Here is a 19,564-nt window from a genome sequence, read left to right as displayed (position 1 = left end):
GTCAGCGCTCCTCGAGCTCCGCCCAGGCGTCGTCGAGTGCCTTCTGGGCGGCCTCCTGCGCCTGCGCGAGGGCCGCCTGCGGCTCGGCCTGTCCGTTCAGGACCTTGTTCACGGCATCCTGCATCGCGGTCGTGAACTCGGCGTCGGCGGGGTTGGCCGGCAGCGAGAACGATGCCTCGTTGGCCTCGTACATCGCGTCGACGGCGGTGTCCCAGGGCTCCCCGCCTGAGGTCACCATCCCCTGGATCATGGCGTCGGCCTCGGCGTTGCCGGTCAGGATGCCGGTGAAAGGCTTGCTCTCGGCCTCGCGCAGCTCCAGGCGGGCGTTCGCGGCGGCCTCCCACGCATCGACGGATGTCATCGCGCGCGCCCACCGGCAGGCGGCCTCGGGGTTGGGGCTTCCCGAGGGAATCGCCCATGCCGAACCCGACGCATACGCGACGGTGTCGCCGTCGCGCGTGTGGACCGTGTCGAAGGCGAGCGGGGCGTCCGGCGAGACGTCGTTGAGCACGTTGACGTACCACTGCTCCATCGGCATCGCGCCGAGGACGCCGGTGGCGAACTGGTTGCCCGCGCCGAAGAAGTCCGCGGAGTCGCGATAGGCCTTCACGTCGCTGAAGCCGCCCTGGGCGTCGTAGATCGAGACCGCCCATTCGAGAGCTTCGACGACGGCGGGGTCGTCGAGCTGTGCCGTGCGCCCGTCCTCGGAGATCAGGTCCGCCCCGTTCGACTTGGCCCACAACGGCAGGAACTCCGGCAGTTTGCTGTCGACGCCGATGACCTCCAGCCGCCCGCCCGACGCGGAGGCGAGCGCGTCGTTGGCGGCGGACATGGCCTCCCAGTCCGACCCGTTCACCGCGTCGATGCCCACCCCGGCATCCGCGAGCAGATCGGCGTTCGCCATCGTGATCTGGATCGAGTTGAACTCCGGGATGCCGTAGACCGACCCGTCGAAGGTGACCTGTTCCAGCGCGGCGGGGACGTACATCGACGTGTCGATCGACTCTCCCTCGATGCAGGAGTCGAGTGGGACGATCGCGCCGCGGGCCGCGAGCGACCCGATCTGGTTGCGGTTCGCGTAGACGACGGCAGGCGGCTTGCCGGAGGCGACAGCGGAGAGGAACTGCTGCAGATCGAGTTCGCCCTCGATGAGCGAGACGTCCACGTCCGCGCCGAGCTCCTGCTCCGCCAGTTCCATCCGGCTCGTCGCGACCTCGTCGACACCGCTGAAGCCCATGACCTGCAGATCGCCGGTGAGCTCGGCATCCGCCTCGTACTGGGCGCCGCCGTCCCCCTGGCCGCCGGTACCGACTGCGCACCCCACCAGCAGGGCCGCGGTCGCCGCTGCGCCGCCGATCGCCGTCACCCTGCGCCGCGTCGTGATGTCCATGTGCGCCTCCTCACGCGAAGCGCCCACTCGAGCGCTTGCGGCGCACGCTAGGAACGCGACGCGGCGGTGGAGGAGGGGATTGATTCGTGTCGAGAAGTGGTCTAGACGCGCGGGGAGAGGTCGGGTGCGATGCGGGTCCCGAAGGTGTGCCGCAGCGCGGACCGGGCGGCGTGCCATCCGGCCAGACCGTGGACGCCCGGCCCCGGGCTCACCGACGCGGAGCAGAGGTACACGCCGTCGAGGGGCGTGCGCCATGGCTCGGGCGACACCACGGGGCGTTTCAGGAGCTGCCAGAGGGCGGGGGCGCCGGCCGCGATGTCGCCGCCGGGGTAGTTCGGGTTCTCCGCCTCGACCTCGACCGCGTTGCGCGAGTTCACGGCGAGGATCAGGTCGCGGAAGCCCGGTGCGAATCGTTCGATCTGGGCGATCACCGCCTCGGCGCGATCCGCCGTCGATCCCGACGGCACGTGCGTGTACGTCCACAGCGTGTGGTGGCCCGCGGGCGCCCGCGACGCATCGAACCCCGACGGCTGCGCGACGAGGACGTACGGCGCATCCGGCAGGCCGCCACGGGAGATGAGGGTCTCGGATGCCGCCACCTCGGCACGCGTGCCGCCGACGTGCACGGTCCCGGCGGCCGCCACCTCCGGGTTCGCCCAGGGCACCGGCCCCGACAGCGCGAAGTCCACCTTCGCGACCGCACCGCCGTACCGGAACCGTTCGAGGGCGCTGCGGTATCCGGCGGGGACCGCGTCCCCCGCGATCCGCAGGAACGCGCGCGGGATGACATCGAGCAGGACGGCCCGGGAGGTGGGCAGCTCGGCGAGTGAGGTCACCTCGTGATCGGTCACGATCTCACCCCCGTGGGCGCGTAGATCGTCGGCCATCGCGTCGACGATGCGCTGGCTGCCGCCGACCGGGATCGGCCATCCGCGCGCGTGCGCATAGGTCGTGAGGGCGAGCCCCGCCCCTGCACCGGCGAGGCTCGGCAGCGGCAGGATGGTGTGCGCCGCGACACCCGTGAGCATGGCGGGCGCGGCCTCCTCGCGGAAGCGTGCGTTCCAGGCCGGGCTCCCCTGCTCCAGCGTCCGGGCACCGAACCACGCGGCCGCGAGCGGATGCCGAGGCACCCGCAGCAGCGGATGCCCCGTGAAGTCGGCGACACCGGACGCGCGGTCCACCAGCGGGCGCAGCAATCGCGCGTATGCGTCCCCGTCGCGACCGAGTCCTTCGGCGGTGCGGTCGAGGTCGCGATAGGCGACCGCCGCGCGGCCTCCGTCGAGGGGATGCGCGAAGGACGCGTCGGGGACGACGAAGTCGACCCGCTGCCCGAGTCCGAACTCGCGGAAGAACCGGCTCTCGAATGCGAGCGGATGCACGGCGGAGCAGACGTCGTGGTGGTAGCCCGCGAGAGTCATCTGGGCGGTGCGCGCGCCCCCGCCGATCGTCGCGCCCTTCTCGTAGACGCGGACGGCCAGGCCTGCCCGGGCGAGAGTGACGGCTGCGGCGAGGCCGTTGGGCCCCGCCCCGACGACGACCGCGTCGACGTCGCTCACTCCTGGACGCCCTCGTCCTCGGCGGTGGTCTCGTCGGTGGGCCGCACAGCGCGTCCCTCCGCGAGGTAGGCCAGCCGGTGGAGGGTCTCGTGGTTGCGCAGCTGAAGCGCGACGTCGAGGAGGGGCCGCGGGATGAGACTGCCCGGTCCCGCCACCGCCTCCTCCTGGATGCGCACGATGCATCCGTCGCGATGCGGCTTCACCTGGATGTCCACCTGGGCCTCCCCCATCGGCCATCCCTTCGCCCGCAGCAGGATGTGGCGGGGCGGATCGTAGGCGAGGACCTCGGTCGAGTCGTCGATGAGCACCGGCCACACACCGAACGAGTGGTGCAGGTGCGAACCCGTGGCCGGCCACGCGTCCGCCACCTCCCGCATCCGGGACGCTCCGACCACCCACGCGGGGAACAGCCAGCCGTCCTCGAGGACGGCGAAGACGTCAGCAGGCGTGCAGGCGAACAGGCGCGAGTTGCGGGACATGTCTCGACGCTATCGAGTCATGGACGCCGCAGCCGACGGGGTTGCGCCGCCTCCGAGGTCGTGTCAGGCGCGGACGGGGGTGCGGGCGAGGCTCCGCCGCTCCAACGCGATGCTGAGGGCTGCGACGCCGAGTCCGGCGAGAGCGAGCAGGAACCCGACCCACACCGGCGCGGTGAAGCCGAGGCCGGCCGCGATCACGGCGCCTCCGAGGGCCGCACCGAGCGCGTTGCCGGTGTTGAGCGCGGAGTGGTTGAGGGCCGCCGCGATCGACTGGTTGTCGCCCGCGACATCCATCAGGCGCGTCTGGATGGTCGGGCTCACGGCCGACGCGGCGAAGGCCACGACGAAGACGAACACGACGACCGTGACGATCCAGCCCGAGGTCAGGGCCAGCAGCAGCTGCGAGAGCGCGAGCAGCCCCAGGAGGCCGAACATCGCGCGGATGAGGTCGACGTCGGCGAGGTGCCCGCCCACGAGGTTGCCCGCCGTCATCCCGAGCCCCAGGATCACGAGCACGATCGGGACGACCCACGCCGGCGACCCCGCCGCCTCGGTGACCAGCGGCGACACGTAGGTGTACGCCGCGAAGAATCCGCCGAAGCCGATGGCGCCGATCCCGAGCGCGAACCAGACCTGGCCGATCCGGAAGACCCCGAGCTCCGCGCGGAGCGTGCGGGACGGCTCGCCGGCGCGGCGCGGAACGGTGACGGCGATGGCGGCCGTCGCGGCACCGAAGATGGCGACCACGAGCACGAACGCCCATCTCCAGCCCAGGTTCTGCCCGAGGAATGTGCCCAGCGGCACCCCGACGACGTTCGCCACCGTGAGGCCCGTCAGCACGAACGCCACGCCCTTGGCCCGGTTGCCCGGCCCCATGACGTCGGCGGCCACGAGCGCGCCGATGCCGAAGTACGCACCGTGGGGAAGCCCCGCCAGCAGCCGCGACGCCGCGACGAGCTCGAACGTCGGGAGGAGGAGCGTGAGCGCGTTGAACAAGGTCAGCGCGCCGGCGAGGAGGACCATGACGCGGTGACGCGGATACTTGGCGACGGATGCCGCGATGGTCGGCGCCCCGATCACGACCCCGAGTGCGTAGAGGGTGATGAGCCACCCCGCGTGGGCGATCGCATCCTCCTGAGATGTCGCCCAGGTCGACGGCAGGAGCTCGCGCGCGATCTCGGGGAGGAGCCCCATGACGACGAACTCCGTCATGCCGATGCCGAAGCTGCCGACGGCGAGCGCGAGGAGGGCGCGGCGGGGACGGATGGGGGCGGAGGTCACTCCGAGATCGTAGTCCCGCTCCCGCGCTCATCACGAATCGATTCGATGGCGGTCTCGAGCCGCGCGATCTTGCCGTCGATCTCGCCCGTGTAGCCGGGGCGGATGTCGGCTTTCAAGACGAGCGAGACCCGCGAGCCGAAGGGCTGCACGGCGTTGACCGCACCTTTGACCACGGCCATCACCTCGTCCCACTCCCCCTCGACCTCGGTGAACATGCTCGTCGTGCGGTGCGGCAGGCCCGAGGCGCGGACGACCGCGACGGCCGCCGCGACGGCGTCGTGAACGGAACCATCCGCATTGCCGTTCCCGGACGGGGCGACGGAGAAGGCGACGAGCATGGAAGGACCTCCGGATCAGTGGGTGAGGGGGACGGCTGCGACGACGGATGCCGGCAGTCGCACGAGTCTGACGACCATCCACACGACGAGCGCGACGAGAACAAGGTTGCGGAGCGTGAGGACCGCCACGGCCGGGAAGGCCGGCGTGACGATGCCGCCGTAGAGCACGGGGTAGACGAGTTGCGTCAGCGCCGCAGCGATCAGCACGAGCACCCCAGGGACCGTCCACCGACGACGGTCGATCACGAGCCCGAGCACGACGGGGGCGAACAGCCACGTGTGGAACTGCGGAGATCCCACCTTGTTGACCACGATGAGCACGAGCACGAGCGCGAGCGAAAGGACCGGGAACAGCCGCACGAACGGCGCGCCGCGGCGCAGCCGCCAGACCCCGATCAGGAGCACGGCGGCGGCCGACGCGGCGAGCAGGGGCGTCATCGCGGCGATGACCAGGTCGACGTGAGGTCCCGTGACCTGGAACGTCAGGAGCCCCAGGTCGTAGTAGACCGCGGCTCCGTCGGATCCGAGCAGCGCACCCCAGACGTAGGGGGCACTCACGGGTGCCTCCACCTGCAGCCCGCGCCCCGTCTGCCCGGTGACGAATCCGAGCGCGTGGTCCGCACCACCGGCGGCGACCACGGCGCCCAGCACCGCGACGCTCACGAGAGCCGCGGCGGCGATCACCGTTGCACGACGGCGGACGGCGACGACCGCCGCCGCCAGGAGCGCCGCCGGCCATACCTTGATCCACGTCGCCGCGGCGAGGAGGGCGGCGGCGGTCCCCGGCCGGCGCACCAGCCACAGGCATCCGAGGATCGCGAGCGGAACCGAGATCGCGTCGATCCGGTACATCCCGACGGGTCCGAGGCAGACGATCGCGGCGAGCCAGAACACCGCCGCGGCGACCCGGCCCCGGGAGCGCACGCGGCCGATGAGCACGGCGAACGCGACCGCGTCGATGAGGGTCACGAGGACCGCCCAGCCGACGGTGTAGTCGCCGACCAGGGCGCCCGGCAGATGCGCGAGGAGCATGGGCAGCAGCGCGAGGTGCGGGTAGACCCAGTCCTGGGTCACCCCGACGACTCCCCCACCCGAGAAGACGGCGCGCGACCACGGCTCGTAGACGCGGTAGACATCGCCCATCGGCTCGTTCGGCAGGACGAAGCCGAGCAGCCCCACACCCAGGTGGACGAGCGCGAACGCGGCCCAGAGCAGCACGCGATTCGTCACGCGCCCAGCCTACGGGCGTGCCCGCGCGGGTCGTGACGCGGTTCAGCCGCGCAGTGCATCGGCGACGGCGTGCGGCAGATGCTCCGCCACGTCGAGCGCGGCGATGGGTCCGCCGCGGTGGGCGGCGACGGCGAGCGCCGCCGCGTGCCCGTGCAGCCAGACAGCGGATGCCGCGGCCCGCTGCAACGCGGCGAGGTCACCCGGCGACGCGCCTCGACCGATGACACCCGCGATCACGGCACCGACTGTGCCGGCCAGGACGTCGCCGGTCCCCGCGGTCGCCAGCCAGGAGGTCGGCGCGGTGATCTGGATCGGCGGGGAGTCCGGCGCGGCGATCACCGTCGTCGCCCCTTTCCGGACGACCACGCCGCCGAGGGCCCGCGCGGTCTCGGAGGCGTCGTCCGTGTCCGGATCGAGCCCGAGCATCCGGCGCAGCCGCTGGTGCTCGCGTCCGTGAGGCGTCGCCACGACCGGGGCCGAGGCCTCGCCGGCGAGGTCGAGGGCGCCCGCGTCCACGATGACGGGGACGTCTCCGCTGAGGACGGCGGCGAGGGCGGCGCGCTCGCGTGCCGAGCGGTGCGCGGCATCCGTCCCCGACCCGATGACCCAGGCCTGCACACGGCCGTCGGCGGTCACCGTCTCGGGGCGGCGGGCGAGGACCAGGTCCGCGGCGCGCTCCGGTCCGAGGTACCGCACCATCCCGACACCGCACCGCCACGCCGCGTCGACCCCGAGAACCGCCGCGCCCGGGAACGCGGTCGACCCCGTGCGCATGCCGACGACGCCGCGGGAATACTTGTCATCGTCCGCCGTTGGCTCGGAGACGACCTCGGCCGTGTCCGCCCTCGTCCATCCCTGCGCCGCCATGGCGCCCACCCTACTGCGACGGAGTCCACTCATGACCCTGCTGTTCCGCCCCCTCGAGCTGACCGGTGCGACCGCGCGCAACCGCCTCTGGGTGTCGCCCATGTGCCAGTACTCGGCGGTCGAGGGCGTGCCGAACGACTGGCACCACGTGCACCTCGCGCAGTTCGCAGCCGGTGGTGCCGGGGTCGTCATCGCCGAAGCGTCGGCGGTCACCCCCGAGGGCAGGATCTCGCCCCAGGACACCGGGCTGTGGAACGACGCGCAGCGGGATGCCTGGACCCCGATCGTCGCGGCGATCCACGACCGCGGCGCCCTCGCCGGCGTGCAGCTCGCGCACGCGGGCCGCAAGGCGTCGACGCACCGCCCCTGGGACGCGGAGCGCGGCACCGTCGCCGCCGCCGACGGCGGCTGGACGACGGTGGCCCCCTCCGCCATCGCGTTCGACGGGTATGCGCAGCCGGTCGCGATGAGTGCCGACGACATCGAGTCCCTCGTGGACGCCTTCGCCCAGGCTGCCCGCCGCGCCGACGAGGCCGGGTTCGACCTGCTGGAGGTCCACGCCGCGCACGGCTACCTGCTGCACCAGTTCCTCTCACCCCTGTCGAACGAGCGCACCGACGAGTACGGCGGATCGCTCGAGAACCGTGCACGGCTCCTGCTGCGCGTCGTGACCGCCGTCCGCGACGCCGCACCCGACCGGGTGCTCGCCGTCCGCTTCTCGGCGACCGACTGGGCCGAGGGCGGCTGGGGCGTCGAGGAGACCGCGACGGTCGCCGCCTGGGTCGGCGAACGCGGCGCACGCGTGATCGACATCTCCACCGGCGGCCTGGTCGCACACCAGCGGATCACCACCGGCCCGGGCTACCAGGTGCCGTTCGCCGCGACCGTCCGCGAGCGCACCGGCCTGCTGGTCACGGCGGTCGGCGAGATCCTCGACGGCCCGCAGGCCGAGGCGGTCCTGCAGGACGGTCTCGCCGACGCCGTCATGATCGGACGCGGCTGGCTCCGCGACCCGCGCTTCGCCCTGCACGCGGCCGACGAGCTCGGCGACGCGGAGGCAGCGGCGCTGTGGCCGCCGCAGTACCTCCGCGCCCGCCGGCACTGAGACCGGCCACCGACGACGCCCTGCGAGGCCTCACAGCCGGCGAGTGGCGTCGTGCACCTCGCCGACGAGCTCCTCGATGATGTCCTCGAGGAACAGGACCGCGGTCGTCTCCCCCGCCGAGTCGCGCACCTGTGCGAGGTGGCGGCTCGACCGGCGCATGAGCGCGAGGGCGTCCTCGAGGTCGGTGGTCTCGCCGATCGGGATCATGTGATGGATGCGCTTCGGCTTGATCGGGAGCTCGACGGTGGCGTCGGCATCCGCCCCTTCCGCGGCGCGCAGCACGTCCTTCAGGTGGACGTAGCCGAGCGGCATCCCCTCGTCGTCGACGATCACGTACCGCGAGAAGCCGTGACGGGCGACGGCCCGCTCGATCTCGTCGGGTGTCGTGGTCTCGGGCAGGGTCACGAGCTCGGAGAGCGGGACCGCGACATCCTTCGCCTTCTTGTCGGTGAACTCGACCGCCATCGCCACGGCACCGGAGGCGTCGTCGAGGACACCCTCGATACGCGACTGATTGACGATCGTGGCGACCTCGTCGAGCGTGAAGGTCGAGGCCGCCTCGTCCTTCGGCTCGACGCGGAACAGCCGGACCACGTGGTTCGCGATCCAGTTGAGCGCGACGATGATCGGGTGGAAGACGCGGGAGACGAAGACCAGCGGGGGCGCGAGCAGCAGGACCGCGCGGTCCGGGAGCGAGAACGCCAGGTTCTTCGGCACCATCTCACCGAACACCACGTGCAGGTACGAGACGAGCAGCAGAGCGATCACGAAGCCGGTGACGTCCACCACGGCGTAGGGCAGGCCGATCGCCTCGAGCGGCACCGCCAGCAGGTGGTGGATGGCCGGCTCCGACACGTTGAGGATGAGCAGCGAGCAGATCGTGATGCCGAGCTGGCATGTCGCCAGCATGAGCGTCGCATGCTCCATGGCCCACAGCGCGGTCTTCGCCGAACGGGAGCCCTTCTCGGCCAGGGGCTCGATCTGCGAGCGTCGCGCCGAGATGACGGCGAACTCCGCGCCGACGAAGAAGGCGTTGGCGATCAGCAGCACGACCAGCCAGGCGATTCCGGCCCAGTCGCTCATCGACGACCACCCCCTTCGGTCTCGGCGCCGACCGGCACGGGCGCGGGGACGAACTTGACGCGGTCGACACGACGGCCGTCCATCCGCTGCACGGTGATGGTCCCGTCCTCGAGGGTGATCTCGTCCCCGACCGCGGGGATGCGCTCGAGCGTGGCCATGATGAACCCGCCGACCGTGTCGTAGACGTCGCCCTCCGGGACCCGGATGCCGGTGCGGTCGAGCACCTCGTCGGGACGGAGGTCGCCGGGGAAGATGATCGAGCCCTTCGCGCGGACGACGCCGGCGCGGCTGCGGTCGTGCTCGTCGAGCACCTCGCCCACGATCTCCTCGACGAGATCCTCGAGCGTGACGACGCCGGCCGTCCCGCCGTACTCGTCGACGACGATCGCCATCTGGTAGCCGCGCGAACGCAGCTCCGACATCAGCCCGTCGAGGTGGACGGCTTCCGGAACACGGAGCGGCTCCTCGGCGATCGCCGCAGCCGGGACGTCCGCGCGACGCTCGCGCGGCACCGACACGGCCTGCTTGAGGTGGACGATGCCCGTGATGTCGTCCATCGACTCGCCGTAGACGGGGAACCGGCTGTGGCCGGTGCGTCGGGCGAGCTGGACCACCTCTTCGACGCTGTCGTCGGCGGCGACGGCGTGGACGCTCGGGCGCGGGGTCATGACGTCAGCGGTCGTGAGACGCGAGAACGTCAGCGTGCGATCCAGCAGCGAGGCGGTGTCCTCCTCGAGGACGCCGGCGCTCGCGGAGCGGCGCACGAGGCTCGAGAGCTCCTCGGCCGTGCGCGCGCCCGACAGCTCTTCCTTGGGCTCGACCCCCATCGCCCGCAGCACGGCGTTCGCGCTGCCGTTGAGCAGCGAGATGGCGGGTCGGAAGACGGTCGTGAAGACCGTTTGGAAGCCCATCACGAGCTTGGCGGTCTGACGCGGGACGGCCAGCGCGAAGTTCTTCGGGACGAGCTCGCCGATGATCATCGAGAAGATCGTCGCGACCGTGATCGCCACGACGGTCGCGATGGGTCGGGATGCCGCTTCCGGCACTCCCCAGAGTGCGAGGACCGGGCTCAGGAGGTTCGACAGCGCCGGTTCCATCGTGTAACCGGTGAGGAGAGTCGTCAGCGTGATGCCAAGCTGAGCGCTCGACAGGTGCGTCGACGTGATCCGGAGAGCGTTGATCGTCAGCGACAGCCGACTCTCGCCCGCGGCACGGCGGGACTCGAGGTCGGCTCGGTCGAGGTTCACCAGGGCGAACTCGCTCGCGACGAACAGACCGGTTCCCACGGTCAGGAGCAGCCCCACGCCCAACATGACGTAGTCCATCACACGTCACCCCCGATCATCGGGGAGCAGGGTCGGTGGGGCGAGGGTCTACTGGGAGGGTCGTCCATTGTGCGGACGATTCTACGGCACACCCGTCACGGCGGGCGCGCGAGTCACCAGCTGACCGGCAGGGCCTTGCCCTCCTCGTACCCGGCGGCCGACTGGAAGCCGACGGTGGCACGCTCGTGGAAGTCCGCGACCGTCGCGGCTCCCGCGTACGTGAACGAGGAGCGGACGCCCGACGTGATCATGTCGAGCAGGTCCTCCACGCTCGGGCGCAGGGGGTCGAGGTAGATGCGCGAGGACGAGATGCCCTCCGCGAACAGCTCCTTGCGTGCACGCTCGAAGGGGTCGAGCCGGCCGAACCGCCCCTGGACCGCCTTCGTCGACGCCATGCCCCACGACTCCTTGAAGACGCGCCCCTCCGCATCGACCCGCAGATCGCCGGGCGCCTCGATCGTGCCCGCGAACCACGAGCCGATCATGACGGATGCCGCACCCGCCGCCAGGGCGAGCGCGACATCCCGCGGGTAGCGGACGCCGCCGTCGGCCCACACGTGCGCGCCTGCGGCGGCGGCGGCCTCGGCGGTCTCCAGCACCGCGGAGAACTGCGGGCGGCCGACGGCGGTCATCATGCGCGTCGTGCACATGGCGCCCGGGCCCACGCCGACTTTGAGGATGGTCGCCCCCGCCTCGACGAGATCGCGCACGCCCTCGGCGGTGACGACGTTGCCGGCGACGATGGGCAGATCGAGACCCTCCGCCTGCACGGCGCGCAGCGCGCGGATCATGCTCTCCTGATGCCCGTGCGCGGTGTCGACGACGAGCGCGTCGACACCCGCCGCCGCGAGAGCCCGCGCCTTCGCGGCGACGTCGCCGTTGATGCCCACCGCCGCAGCGACGATGAGCCGCCCGTCGGCGTCGACGGCGGGGCGGTAGAGGGAGGAGCGCAACGCCGTGCGCTGCGAGAGCGTGCCGACGAGATGGCCGTGCTGCAGGACGGTGACGATGTCGGCATTCGCCGCGACCAGAAGGTCGAACGCCGCGCGGGCGGAGTCCACGTCGTCCGCGTCGATGGATGCCGCACGTCCGCGCACGAGGTCTCCGAGCCGCGCGTCGGGCAGGGCGGTGCCGAGGCGTTCGGCCGGCACGATGCCGAGGATGTCGTCGACGTGCACCTGCGGTCCGCTCGTGCCGTGCTGCGACGGCGTCGCGACCACGATCCCGTGCCCTGCGGCCGGTGGCAGGAGAGCGGCGGCCTCTGCGACCAGCGCGTCGGGCGTCAGGACGAGCGGAGTGTCCCAGCGCACAGGCTGGTCCTTCACCCAGCGGATGCCGGCATCCACGTCCTGCAGAGGCATGTCCTGGGGCAGCACCGCCAGACCACCGCGACGGGCGAGCGTCGCCGCCATCCGCGGCCCTGTGACGGAGTTCATGTTGGAGGCCACGATGGGGATGGTGGCGGTCGTCCCGTCCCCCGGCGACAGGTCGACGTCGAGGCGGCTGGTCACGTCCGACCGTCGGGGCACGAGGAACACGTCGGAGTACGTCAGATCGCCTGCGGGTCGCTCACCGGAGAAGTGCATACCCCAACGCTAGGCGACCGTCGACCCCCTGCGCCGGTCGGGCTGCGCGGGTCGGGCGCGGCAGAACCTGGGATACCCTTGATGTCTGTGCGCGAGGCCGCGCGGGCACCGCACATTTCGAACGTCGACGACGAAAGCAGGCGGATCCGTGTCCAGTCAGGTGACCGGCGTGGGAACTACGAGCGACGGGGAGTTCGGAGCCAATGAATGGCTCGTCGCAGAGCTGTACGAGCAGTACACCCGCGACAAGAACTCAGTGGACAAGGAGTGGTGGCCGATCCTCGAGGCGTACACGCCCGAGGGCTCCTCCGGCGCCCCGACGGCGGAGGCCGCACCGGCTTCCGCCGCATCTGCACCACCGGCTCCCGCCGCACCTGCTCCCGCCGCATCTGCTCCCGCGGCAGCCGAGTCCCGCGCCGCGGCGACCGGCGCCCAGCCCGTGGCCCGCACGACCGCGCGCCCTGCGGCGCCTCAGCCGATCCCGGCCGAAGCACCGAAGGCGGCACCCGCCGGCGACAAGGCCGTCCTCGAGGACACCGTCACCCCGCTGCGCGGTCTGCCCAAGACCCTCGCCGCCAACATGGACGAGTCGCTGACCGTCCCGACCGCGACGAGCGTCCGGACGATCCCGGCCAAGCTGATGATCGACAACCGCATCGTCATCAACAACCACATGTCCCGCACGCGCGGGGGCAAGGTCAGCTTCACCCACATCATCGGATGGGCCCTCATCCAGGCTCTCAAGGCCTTCCCGACGCAGAACGTGTACTACGCCGAGGTCGACGGCAAGCCCTCGGTCGTCGCGCCCGCGCACATCAACCTCGGCATCGCGATCGACCTCCCCAAGCCCGACGGCACCCGCGCCCTGATGGTCCCCAGCATCAAGCAGGCCGAGACGCTGACCTTCGGCGAGTACCTCACCGCCTACGAGGACCTCGTTCAGCGCGCCCGCAAGAACAAGCTGACCGCAGCGGACTTCCAGGGGACCACGGTCTCGCTGACCAACCCGGGCGGCATCGGCACGGTGCACTCCGTCCCCCGCCTGATGAAGGGGCAGGGCTGCATCATCGGCGCCGGCGCCCTCGACTACCCCGCCGAGTTCCAGGGCGCCAGTGAGAAGACGCTCGGCGAGCTCGGCATCGGCAAGACGATCACGCTCACGAGCACGTACGACCACCGCGTGATCCAGGGTGCGGGCTCGGGTGAGTTCCTGAAGATCGTGCACCAGCTCCTGATCGGTCAGGAGGGTTTCTACGACGACATCTTCGCGGCCCTCCGCATCCCGTACTCCCCCATCCGCTGGTCGAGCGACATCAAGGTCGACATCGCCGAGCGCGTCGACAAGACGGCGCGGGTGCAGGAGCTGATCAACTCCTACCGCGTCCGCGGCCACATGATGGCCGACATCGATCCCCTCGAGTACGTGCAGCGCACGCACCCCGACCTCGAGATCGAGAATCACGGCCTCACCTTCTGGGACCTCGACCGCGAGTTCGTCACGAACGGCTTCGGCGGCAAGCGCACGATGAAGCTGCGCGACATCCTCGGCATCCTGCGCGACTCCTACTGCCGCACCCTCGGTGTCGAGTACATGCACATCCAGGACCCGACCCAGCGCAAGTGGTTCCAGGACAATCTCGAGGTCAAGTACCAGAAGCCCGGACACGACGAACAGCTGCGCGTTCTCGGCAAGCTGAACGAGGCCGAGGCGTTCGAGACGTTCCTGCAGACGAAGTTCGTCGGTCAGAAGCGGTTCAGCCTGGAGGGCGGCGAATCCCTCGTTCCGCTCCTCGACCAGATCCTGCAGGGTGCCGCCGCCGAGGGCCTCGACGGCGCCGCGATCGCCATGGCGCACCGCGGTCGCCTGAACGTCCTCACGAACGTCGCCGGCAAGACCTACAGCCAGATCTTCCGCGAGTTCGAGGGCTCTGTCGCCGTGGGCTCGAAGAGCGGTTCGGGCGACGTCAAGTATCACCTGGGCACGCAGGGCACGTTCGTCGCCGACGGCGGCGAGGAGCTCCCCGTCTACCTCGCCGCGAACCCCTCGCACCTCGAGACCGTCGACGGAGTCCTCGAGGGAATCGTCCGCGCCAAGCAGGACCGCCTCCCCATCGGATCCTTCTCCTGGCTGCCGATCCTCGTCCATGGTGACGCGGCCTTCGCCGGCCAGGGTGTCGTGATGGAGACGCTGCAGATGTCGCGTCTGCGTGGCTACCGCACCGGCGGCACGGTCCACGTCGTGGTCAACAACCAGGTCGGCTTCACGACCCTGCCCCTCGACGCCCGCACCTCGATCTACGCGACGGATGTCGCCAAGACCATCCAGGCGCCGATCTTCCATGTGAACGGCGACGACCCCGAGGCCGTCGTCCATGTCGCGGAGCTCGCCTTCCGCTACCGGCAGGAGTTCAACCGCGACGTCGTGATCGACCTCGTCTGCTACCGCCGCCGCGGGCACAACGAGGGAGACGACCCCTCGATGACGCAGCCCCTGATGACGAACCTCATCGAGGCGAAGCGGTCGGTTCGCAAGCTCTACACGGAGGCGCTCGTCGGCCGAGGCGACATCACCGAGGAGGAGTACGAGAAGGCCAAGCAGGACTTCCAGAACCGCCTCGAGATCGCCTTCGCGGAGACCCACGCCGCCCAGACCGGCACCTCGCCGGTCGTCGCCTCCGACGAACCCGCGGAGACCGCGGTGGGTGAGCCTGAGAGCACCGGTGTCGCCCGCGATGTCATCGAGCGCATCGGGGACGCGTTCCTCAACAAGCCCGAGGGCTTCACGGTCCACACCAAGCTGCAGCAGCTGCTGGAGAAGCGGCACGACATGAGCCGCAACGGCAAGATCGACTGGGGCTTCGGCGAGCTGCTCGCGTTCGGCTCGCTCCTCGTCGAGGGCTCGAACGTGCGACTGGCCGGACAGGACGTCCGGCGCGGCACGTTCGTCACGCGCCACGCCGTCATGCACGACCGTGCGAACGGTCAGGAATGGCTGCCCCTGGCGAACCTCGGCGACAACCAGGGCCGGTTCTATGTCTACGACTCGCTCCTGAGCGAGTACGCGGCGATGGCGTTCGAGTACGGCTACTCGGTCGAGCGAGCCGACACCCTCACGCTGTGGGAGGCCCAGTTCGGCGACTTCGCCAACGGAGCGCAGTCGGTGATCGACGAGTTCATCTCCTCGGCCGAGCAGAAGTGGGGTCAGCAGTCGAGTGTCGTACTGCTGCTCCCCCACGGGTACGAGGGTCAGGGACCCGATCACTCGTCGGCTCGCATCGAGCGGTACCTGCAGATGTGCGCGCAGGACAACATGACCGTCGCGCGCCCGTCGACGCCGGCGTCCTACTTCCACCTGCTGCGGCGCCAGGCCTACGCCCGGCCGCGTCGGCCGCTCGTCGTCTTCACCCCGAAGGCCATGCTGCGACTGCGGAACGCGACGAGCACCGTCGAGGACTTCCTCGACGGCCGGTTCGAGCCGGTCATCGACGACGGTCGGAACCTCGACCGCAACGCCGTGACCCGCGTCCTGCTCCACGCAGGCAAGATCCACTGGGACCTCGCCGCCGAACTCGAGAAGAACCCGAACGAGAAGGTCGCGCTCGTCCGCCTCGAGCAGTACTATCCGGCGCCGATCGACCAGCTCAACGCGGTGCTCGACAGCTACCCGAACGCGGAGCTGTTCTGGGTCCAGGAGGAGCCCGAGAACCAGGGCGCGTGGCCGTTCATCGCGCTCGAGGTCGTCAAGCACCTCCATGGCCGCACCATCAAGCGGATCTCGCGCGCCTCGGCCGCGTCCACGGCGACCGGATCACCGAAGGTCCACGCCCGCGAGCACGCCGCGATCATGGAGAAGGCACTGAGCGTCTGAGTCCTCCGTGTACGCGAAAGGCCCCGCTCCGGCGGGGCCTTTCGCGTACAGGTCTGACCGCGGGTCAGTGGTGGGTCGCCTGCTCCGCACGCAGACGCGTGAGCACCTGATCGCGCAGGTCCTCCGGAGCCGCCTCCTTGCACGCCCGCGCGACGACCGCCGTCAGCGTGGTCGCCACGAGCGCCTCGTCGCGGCACGCCGCGCAGTTCTCCAGATGCTCGGTGATGTCCGAATGGCGCGTGTGGCAGATCTCGTTGCGCAGGTACTCCTCGAGATCCTGACGGGCCTTGTCGCAACCGCAGTCGGTCATTTCACACTCCTCGTCGCCGGCACCTCGATGCCGCGCTCTTTCGCATACTCGGACAGCAGGTCGCGGAGCTGTCGTCTGCCACGGTGCAGACGGCTCATGACCGTGCCGATGGGGGTTTTCATGATGTCCGCGATCTCCTGATACGCGAATCCTTCGACGTCCGCGAGGTAGACGGCGAGTCGGAAGTCCTCCGGGAGGGACTGCAGCGCGTCCTTCACGACGGATGCCGGCATGTGATCGATCGCCTCGGCCTCGGCCGATCGGGCGGACGACGCCGTGGTCGATTCGGCGCCGCCGAGCTGCCAGTCCTCCAGGTCGTCGATCGTTCCCTGGTAGGGCTCTCGCTGCTTCTTTCGATACGTGTTGATGTACGTGTTCGTGAGGATGCGGTACAGCCACGCCTTCAGATTCGTGCCCTGCGTGAACGACGCCCATGCCGCGAACGCCTTGACGAAGGTCTCCTGGACGAGGTCCGACGCGTCGGCGGGATTGCGGGTCATCCGCATGGCCGCAGCGTACAGCTGGTCCATGAAGGGGAGCGCCTGCTCCTCGAACTGGGTTCGCGGGTCGTCGACCGCCTGCTCGTTCATCACAGGCCAGTCTACGTCCGCCCATTCTGCGAGCATGGGCGCGTCAGTCGTGGCGATCATCGCGCTCCTCTCCCCTGGCGTGCACGGTGTCGACAATGGGGCCAACCGGGAGCGGGCCGCACCTATTCCCCGTTTCTCGGATGACGTCACCCCGTTCAGTAGGCTGGGAGCGATGAGCGACGCGCCCCCTCCCCCTTCCCCCGCCGACGGTGCGTACGCAGCGGGCTGGCCGGCACCGACCTCCGTCGAGCCGGTCCAGGCGCGCGTGACGGTGCCCGGATCCAAGTCGCTCACGAACCGCGAGCTCGTGCTCGCCGCGATCGCCGACGGACCGAGCCTGCTCAGCGGTGCGCTGCACTCGGACGACTCCGCCCGTATGATCGACGCCCTCCGTGCCCTCGGTGTCACGATCGACCCCATCGCCGGGGACTCGCCGTTCGGCCCGGACCTCGAGGTGATACCGCCGGCGAGCTTCTCCGGCGACACCACGATCGACTGCGGACAGGCCGGGACCGTGATGCGGTTCATCTCTCCGATCGCGGGGCTCGCGGTCGGCGATGTGCACGTCACGGCGCATCCGACGGCGATGCACCGGCCCATGGGCGCGATGATCCACGCGCTGCGGGAGATCGGCGCCGACATCGACGATGCCGGCAGTTGGGCGCTCCCTTTCGATGTGCGAGGACACGGACACCTCCGCGGGGGCGAGGTCACGATCGACGCCAGTCAGTCCAGCCAGTTCGTGTCGGGGCTCCTCCTTGCGGCGGCACGCTTCGACGTGGGGCTCCGGCTCATCCATGACGGCGAGCGCCTTCCGAGCCTCCCCCACATCGAGATGACCGTCGAGGCCCTCGCCCGCCGCGGAGTGCACGTCGAGCACCCGACCCCCAACGAGTGGCTCGTCCCGGCAGGTCCTGTCCGCGGCAAGGACATCGCCATCGAGCCGGACCTCTCCAACGCCGCGCCGTTCCTGGCCGCCGCCATCCTGACGGGCGGCTCGGTGACCGTCCCCGGGTGGCCCGCGCATTCGACGCAGCCTGGTGCACTGCTCGCCGACATCCTTGCAGTCATGGGGGCGCACGTCTCCCGGCGCGCGGGGGCGCTCACGGTGACCGCCGGCGATCGCCTCTCGGGTGTGGACCTCGACCTGTCCGCAGCGAGCGAGCTCACGCCCACCCTGTTCGCACTGGCGGCGTTCGCCGACGCCCCCACGACGTTCCACGGCATCGGGCACATCCGGGGGCACGAGACCGACCGGATCGCAGCCCTGGTGGACAACCTCCGGGCTCTCGGCGGCGAGGCCGAGGAGCAGGAGGACGGCATCCACGTCGTCCCTCGCCCGCTCCACGGCGGTGTGTGGCGGGCGCACCACGACCACCGGATGGCGACCGCGGGCGCCGTCATCGGCCTCCGGGTGCCCGGCGTGGTCGTGGACGACATCGGGACGACGGCGAAGACCATGCCGGAGTTCCCCCAGCTGTGGGCGGACATGCTCGCGTGAGCTGGCTCGACGACGGCGATGACGACGACCTCGACTACGACGAGGCCGACATCCGCGTCCGACCGAACCCCAAGGCCAACCGGCCGCGGACCAAGCGCCGCCCCGCTCACGCGGATGCGCAGATCGCCCGGGTCCTCGGAGTGGACCGCGGCCGCTACACCGTCCTCGTGGACGAGGACGGTCCGCACGAGCGTCAGATCGTCGCTACGCGGGCTCGAGAGCTCCGCAAGCAGCCGATCGTCAACGGTGACCGTGCCCGCGTCGTCGGAGACACCTCGGGCGACGAGGGAACACTCGCGCGCATCGTGGGCATCGAGGAGCGCACGTCCCTCCTGCGCCGCAGCGCGGACGACACCGACCAGGTCGAGCGGGTCATCGTCGCCAACGCCGATCAGCTCCTGATCGTCGTCGCTGCTGCCGATCCCGAGCCGCGCCCCCGCCTCGTCGATCGCTACCTCATCGCCGCGCTGGACGCCGGCATGCGCCCCCTGCTGGTGGTCACCAAGACCGACCTCGCGGACCCGGCCTCCTTCCTGGCGCACTTCGAGGGCCTCGACGACCTCGAGGTCTTCACGAGCGGGCGGGAGCGGATGCCGGTGGGCGAGATCGGCGCGCGTCTGGCGGGGCACGCCACCGTCTTCGTCGGACACTCCGGCGTCGGCAAGTCGACCCTCGTCAACGCCCTCGTTCCCGACGCCGCCCGCGCGACGGGTCACGTCAACGAAGTCACCGGTCGCGGTCGACACACCTCGAGCTCCGCCGTCTCCCTGCGCTACGTGGGCGACGACGGCCGCGGGTGGGTCATCGACACCCCCGGGGTGCGGTCCTTCGGGCTCGGCCATGTCGACCCGGCGAACATCCTCCGTGCCTACACCGACTTGGCAGCGATCGCCGAGGAGTGCCCGCGCGGCTGCACGCACCTGCCCGACGCGCCCGACTGCGCGATCATCGAGGCTGTCGCGGAGGGCCGACTGGGCGAACGCGGGCCCGCGCGACTCGACTCCCTGCAGCGACTCCTCGCCACCTTCGCCACCTGAGCGACCGATTAAAATGAG

16 protein-coding genes are annotated in these 19,564 nt (G+C 70.7%); 4 read left to right on the top strand and 12 right to left on the bottom strand.

The genetic code is table 11. The annotated features are described in order from the left end of the window. Position 1: 1 nt before the first annotated feature. The 7 genes from AB0259_RS01160 to AB0259_RS01130 form a co-directional block, all read right to left on the bottom strand. Entirely contained in the window at positions 2-1,390 is a 1,389-nt protein-coding gene (locus AB0259_RS01160; protein WP_366221130.1) for an extracellular solute-binding protein, read from the bottom strand. Positions 1,391-1,491: 101 nt separating this feature from the next. Next, positions 1,492-2,946, bottom strand: a complete 1,455-nt coding sequence (locus tag AB0259_RS01155) for an NAD(P)/FAD-dependent oxidoreductase (RefSeq protein ID WP_366221131.1) — start codon at positions 2,944-2,946, stop codon at positions 1,492-1,494. After that, positions 2,943-3,425 carry an SRPBCC family protein gene (locus tag AB0259_RS01150; RefSeq protein ID WP_366221132.1) on the bottom strand — a complete coding sequence of 161 codons (483 nt, stop codon included), beginning with the start codon at positions 3,423-3,425 and terminating at the stop codon, positions 2,943-2,945. Before AB0259_RS01150 ends, AB0259_RS01155 begins: the two co-directional genes overlap by 4 nt. Before the next feature lie 63 nt (positions 3,426-3,488). After that, on the bottom strand, positions 3,489-4,706 hold the full coding sequence (locus AB0259_RS01145) for an MFS transporter (protein WP_366221133.1): 1,218 nt from the start codon (positions 4,704-4,706) through the stop codon (positions 3,489-3,491). After that, positions 4,703-5,044 (bottom strand): thiamine-binding protein, encoded by a 342-nt coding sequence (locus tag AB0259_RS01140; RefSeq protein ID WP_366221134.1) that lies wholly within the window; start codon positions 5,042-5,044, stop codon positions 4,703-4,705. Before AB0259_RS01140 ends, AB0259_RS01145 begins: the two co-directional genes overlap by 4 nt. 15 nt (positions 5,045-5,059) lie before the next feature. Next, entirely contained in the window at positions 5,060-6,274 is a 1,215-nt protein-coding gene (locus AB0259_RS01135) for a hypothetical protein (protein WP_366221136.1), read from the bottom strand. Between the two features lie 42 nt (positions 6,275-6,316). After that, positions 6,317-7,150 carry an ADP/ATP-dependent (S)-NAD(P)H-hydrate dehydratase gene (locus tag AB0259_RS01130; RefSeq protein ID WP_366221425.1) on the bottom strand — a complete coding sequence of 278 codons (834 nt, stop codon included), beginning with the start codon at positions 7,148-7,150 and terminating at the stop codon, positions 6,317-6,319. Positions 7,151-7,172: 22 nt separating this feature from the next. Between AB0259_RS01130 and AB0259_RS01125 the strand changes: the two genes are divergently transcribed. Continuing rightward, positions 7,173-8,246 (top strand): NADH:flavin oxidoreductase/NADH oxidase, encoded by a 1,074-nt coding sequence (locus AB0259_RS01125; protein WP_366221137.1) that lies wholly within the window; start codon positions 7,173-7,175, stop codon positions 8,244-8,246. A 30-nt stretch (positions 8,247-8,276) separates the two neighbouring features. Here the strand turns inward: AB0259_RS01125 and AB0259_RS01120 are convergent, their stop codons facing one another. The 3 genes from AB0259_RS01120 to AB0259_RS01110 all read right to left on the bottom strand — a co-directional run bounded on the left by AB0259_RS01120 (position 8,277) and on the right by AB0259_RS01110 (position 12,240). Then, positions 8,277-9,329 (bottom strand): hemolysin family protein, encoded by a 1,053-nt coding sequence (locus AB0259_RS01120; RefSeq protein ID WP_251579153.1) that lies wholly within the window; start codon positions 9,327-9,329, stop codon positions 8,277-8,279. Continuing rightward, on the bottom strand, positions 9,326-10,654 hold the full coding sequence (locus tag AB0259_RS01115; RefSeq protein ID WP_251579152.1) for a hemolysin family protein: 1,329 nt from the start codon (positions 10,652-10,654) through the stop codon (positions 9,326-9,328). The genes AB0259_RS01120 and AB0259_RS01115 overlap by 4 nt, the downstream gene beginning before the upstream one ends. Before the next feature lie 113 nt (positions 10,655-10,767). Beyond that, a complete protein-coding gene (locus AB0259_RS01110; protein ID WP_366221138.1) occupies positions 10,768-12,240 on the bottom strand; it encodes a GuaB1 family IMP dehydrogenase-related protein in 1,473 nt (490 codons plus the stop codon). Between the two features lie 148 nt (positions 12,241-12,388). Between AB0259_RS01110 and AB0259_RS01105 the strand changes: the two genes are divergently transcribed. Next, complete coding sequence (locus AB0259_RS01105) at positions 12,389-16,108, top strand: multifunctional oxoglutarate decarboxylase/oxoglutarate dehydrogenase thiamine pyrophosphate-binding subunit/dihydrolipoyllysine-residue succinyltransferase subunit (protein ID WP_366221139.1); 3,720 nt, start codon at positions 12,389-12,391, stop codon at positions 16,106-16,108. A gap of 64 nt (positions 16,109-16,172) precedes the next feature. On the opposite strand, the gene AB0259_RS01100 is transcribed toward AB0259_RS01105, so the two are convergent. Continuing rightward, positions 16,173-16,418 carry an alpha-ketoglutarate decarboxylase gene (locus AB0259_RS01100; protein ID WP_251579141.1) on the bottom strand — a complete coding sequence of 82 codons (246 nt, stop codon included), beginning with the start codon at positions 16,416-16,418 and terminating at the stop codon, positions 16,173-16,175. Next, positions 16,415-17,068 (bottom strand): sigma-70 family RNA polymerase sigma factor, encoded by a 654-nt coding sequence (locus tag AB0259_RS01095; protein ID WP_285875891.1) that lies wholly within the window; start codon positions 17,066-17,068, stop codon positions 16,415-16,417. The genes AB0259_RS01100 and AB0259_RS01095 overlap by 4 nt, the downstream gene beginning before the upstream one ends. Positions 17,069-17,180: 112 nt before the next feature. Here AB0259_RS01095 and aroA point away from each other — a divergent pair, with 112 nt between their 5' ends. Both aroA and rsgA read left to right on the top strand, forming a co-directional pair. Next, entirely contained in the window at positions 17,181-18,509 is a 1,329-nt protein-coding gene (gene aroA, locus AB0259_RS01090; protein ID WP_251579139.1) for a 3-phosphoshikimate 1-carboxyvinyltransferase, read from the top strand. Next, positions 18,506-19,546: a ribosome small subunit-dependent GTPase A gene (gene rsgA / locus AB0259_RS01085; RefSeq protein WP_251579132.1), complete on the top strand. Its 1,041-nt coding sequence runs from the start codon at positions 18,506-18,508 to the stop codon at positions 19,544-19,546. The genes aroA and rsgA overlap by 4 nt, the downstream gene beginning before the upstream one ends. Positions 19,547-19,564: the final 18 nt, after the last annotated feature.

This window comes from Microbacterium sp. NPDC080005 (assembly GCF_040702445.1).
Lineage (GTDB): Bacteria > Actinomycetota > Actinomycetes > Actinomycetales > Microbacteriaceae > Microbacterium > Microbacterium oleivorans_D.
The sequence above is the reverse complement of the archived record's forward strand: the minus strand, read 5'-3'. Positions and strand labels throughout refer to the sequence as shown.

Coding starts and splice junctions, on each gene's coding strand:
- AB0259_RS01120 (WP_251579153.1), bottom strand. CDS start 9,329: ATGAGCGACTGGGCCGGAATCGCCTGGCTGGTCGTGCTGCTGATCGCC.
- AB0259_RS01150 (WP_366221132.1), bottom strand. CDS start 3,425: ATGTCCCGCAACTCGCGCCTGTTCGCCTGCACGCCTGCTGACGTCTTC.
- AB0259_RS01095 (WP_285875891.1), bottom strand. CDS start 17,068: ATGATCGCCACGACTGACGCGCCCATGCTCGCAGAATGGGCGGACGTA.
- aroA (WP_251579139.1), top strand. CDS start 17,181: ATGAGCGACGCGCCCCCTCCCCCTTCCCCCGCCGACGGTGCGTACGCA.
- AB0259_RS01160 (WP_366221130.1), bottom strand. CDS start 1,390: ATGGACATCACGACGCGGCGCAGGGTGACGGCGATCGGCGGCGCAGCG.
- AB0259_RS01110 (WP_366221138.1), bottom strand. CDS start 12,240: ATGCACTTCTCCGGTGAGCGACCCGCAGGCGATCTGACGTACTCCGAC.
- AB0259_RS01115 (WP_251579152.1), bottom strand. CDS start 10,654: ATGGACTACGTCATGTTGGGCGTGGGGCTGCTCCTGACCGTGGGAACC.
- AB0259_RS01100 (WP_251579141.1), bottom strand. CDS start 16,418: ATGACCGACTGCGGTTGCGACAAGGCCCGTCAGGATCTCGAGGAGTAC.
- AB0259_RS01140 (WP_366221134.1), bottom strand. CDS start 5,044: ATGCTCGTCGCCTTCTCCGTCGCCCCGTCCGGGAACGGCAATGCGGAT.
- AB0259_RS01125 (WP_366221137.1), top strand. CDS start 7,173: ATGACCCTGCTGTTCCGCCCCCTCGAGCTGACCGGTGCGACCGCGCGC.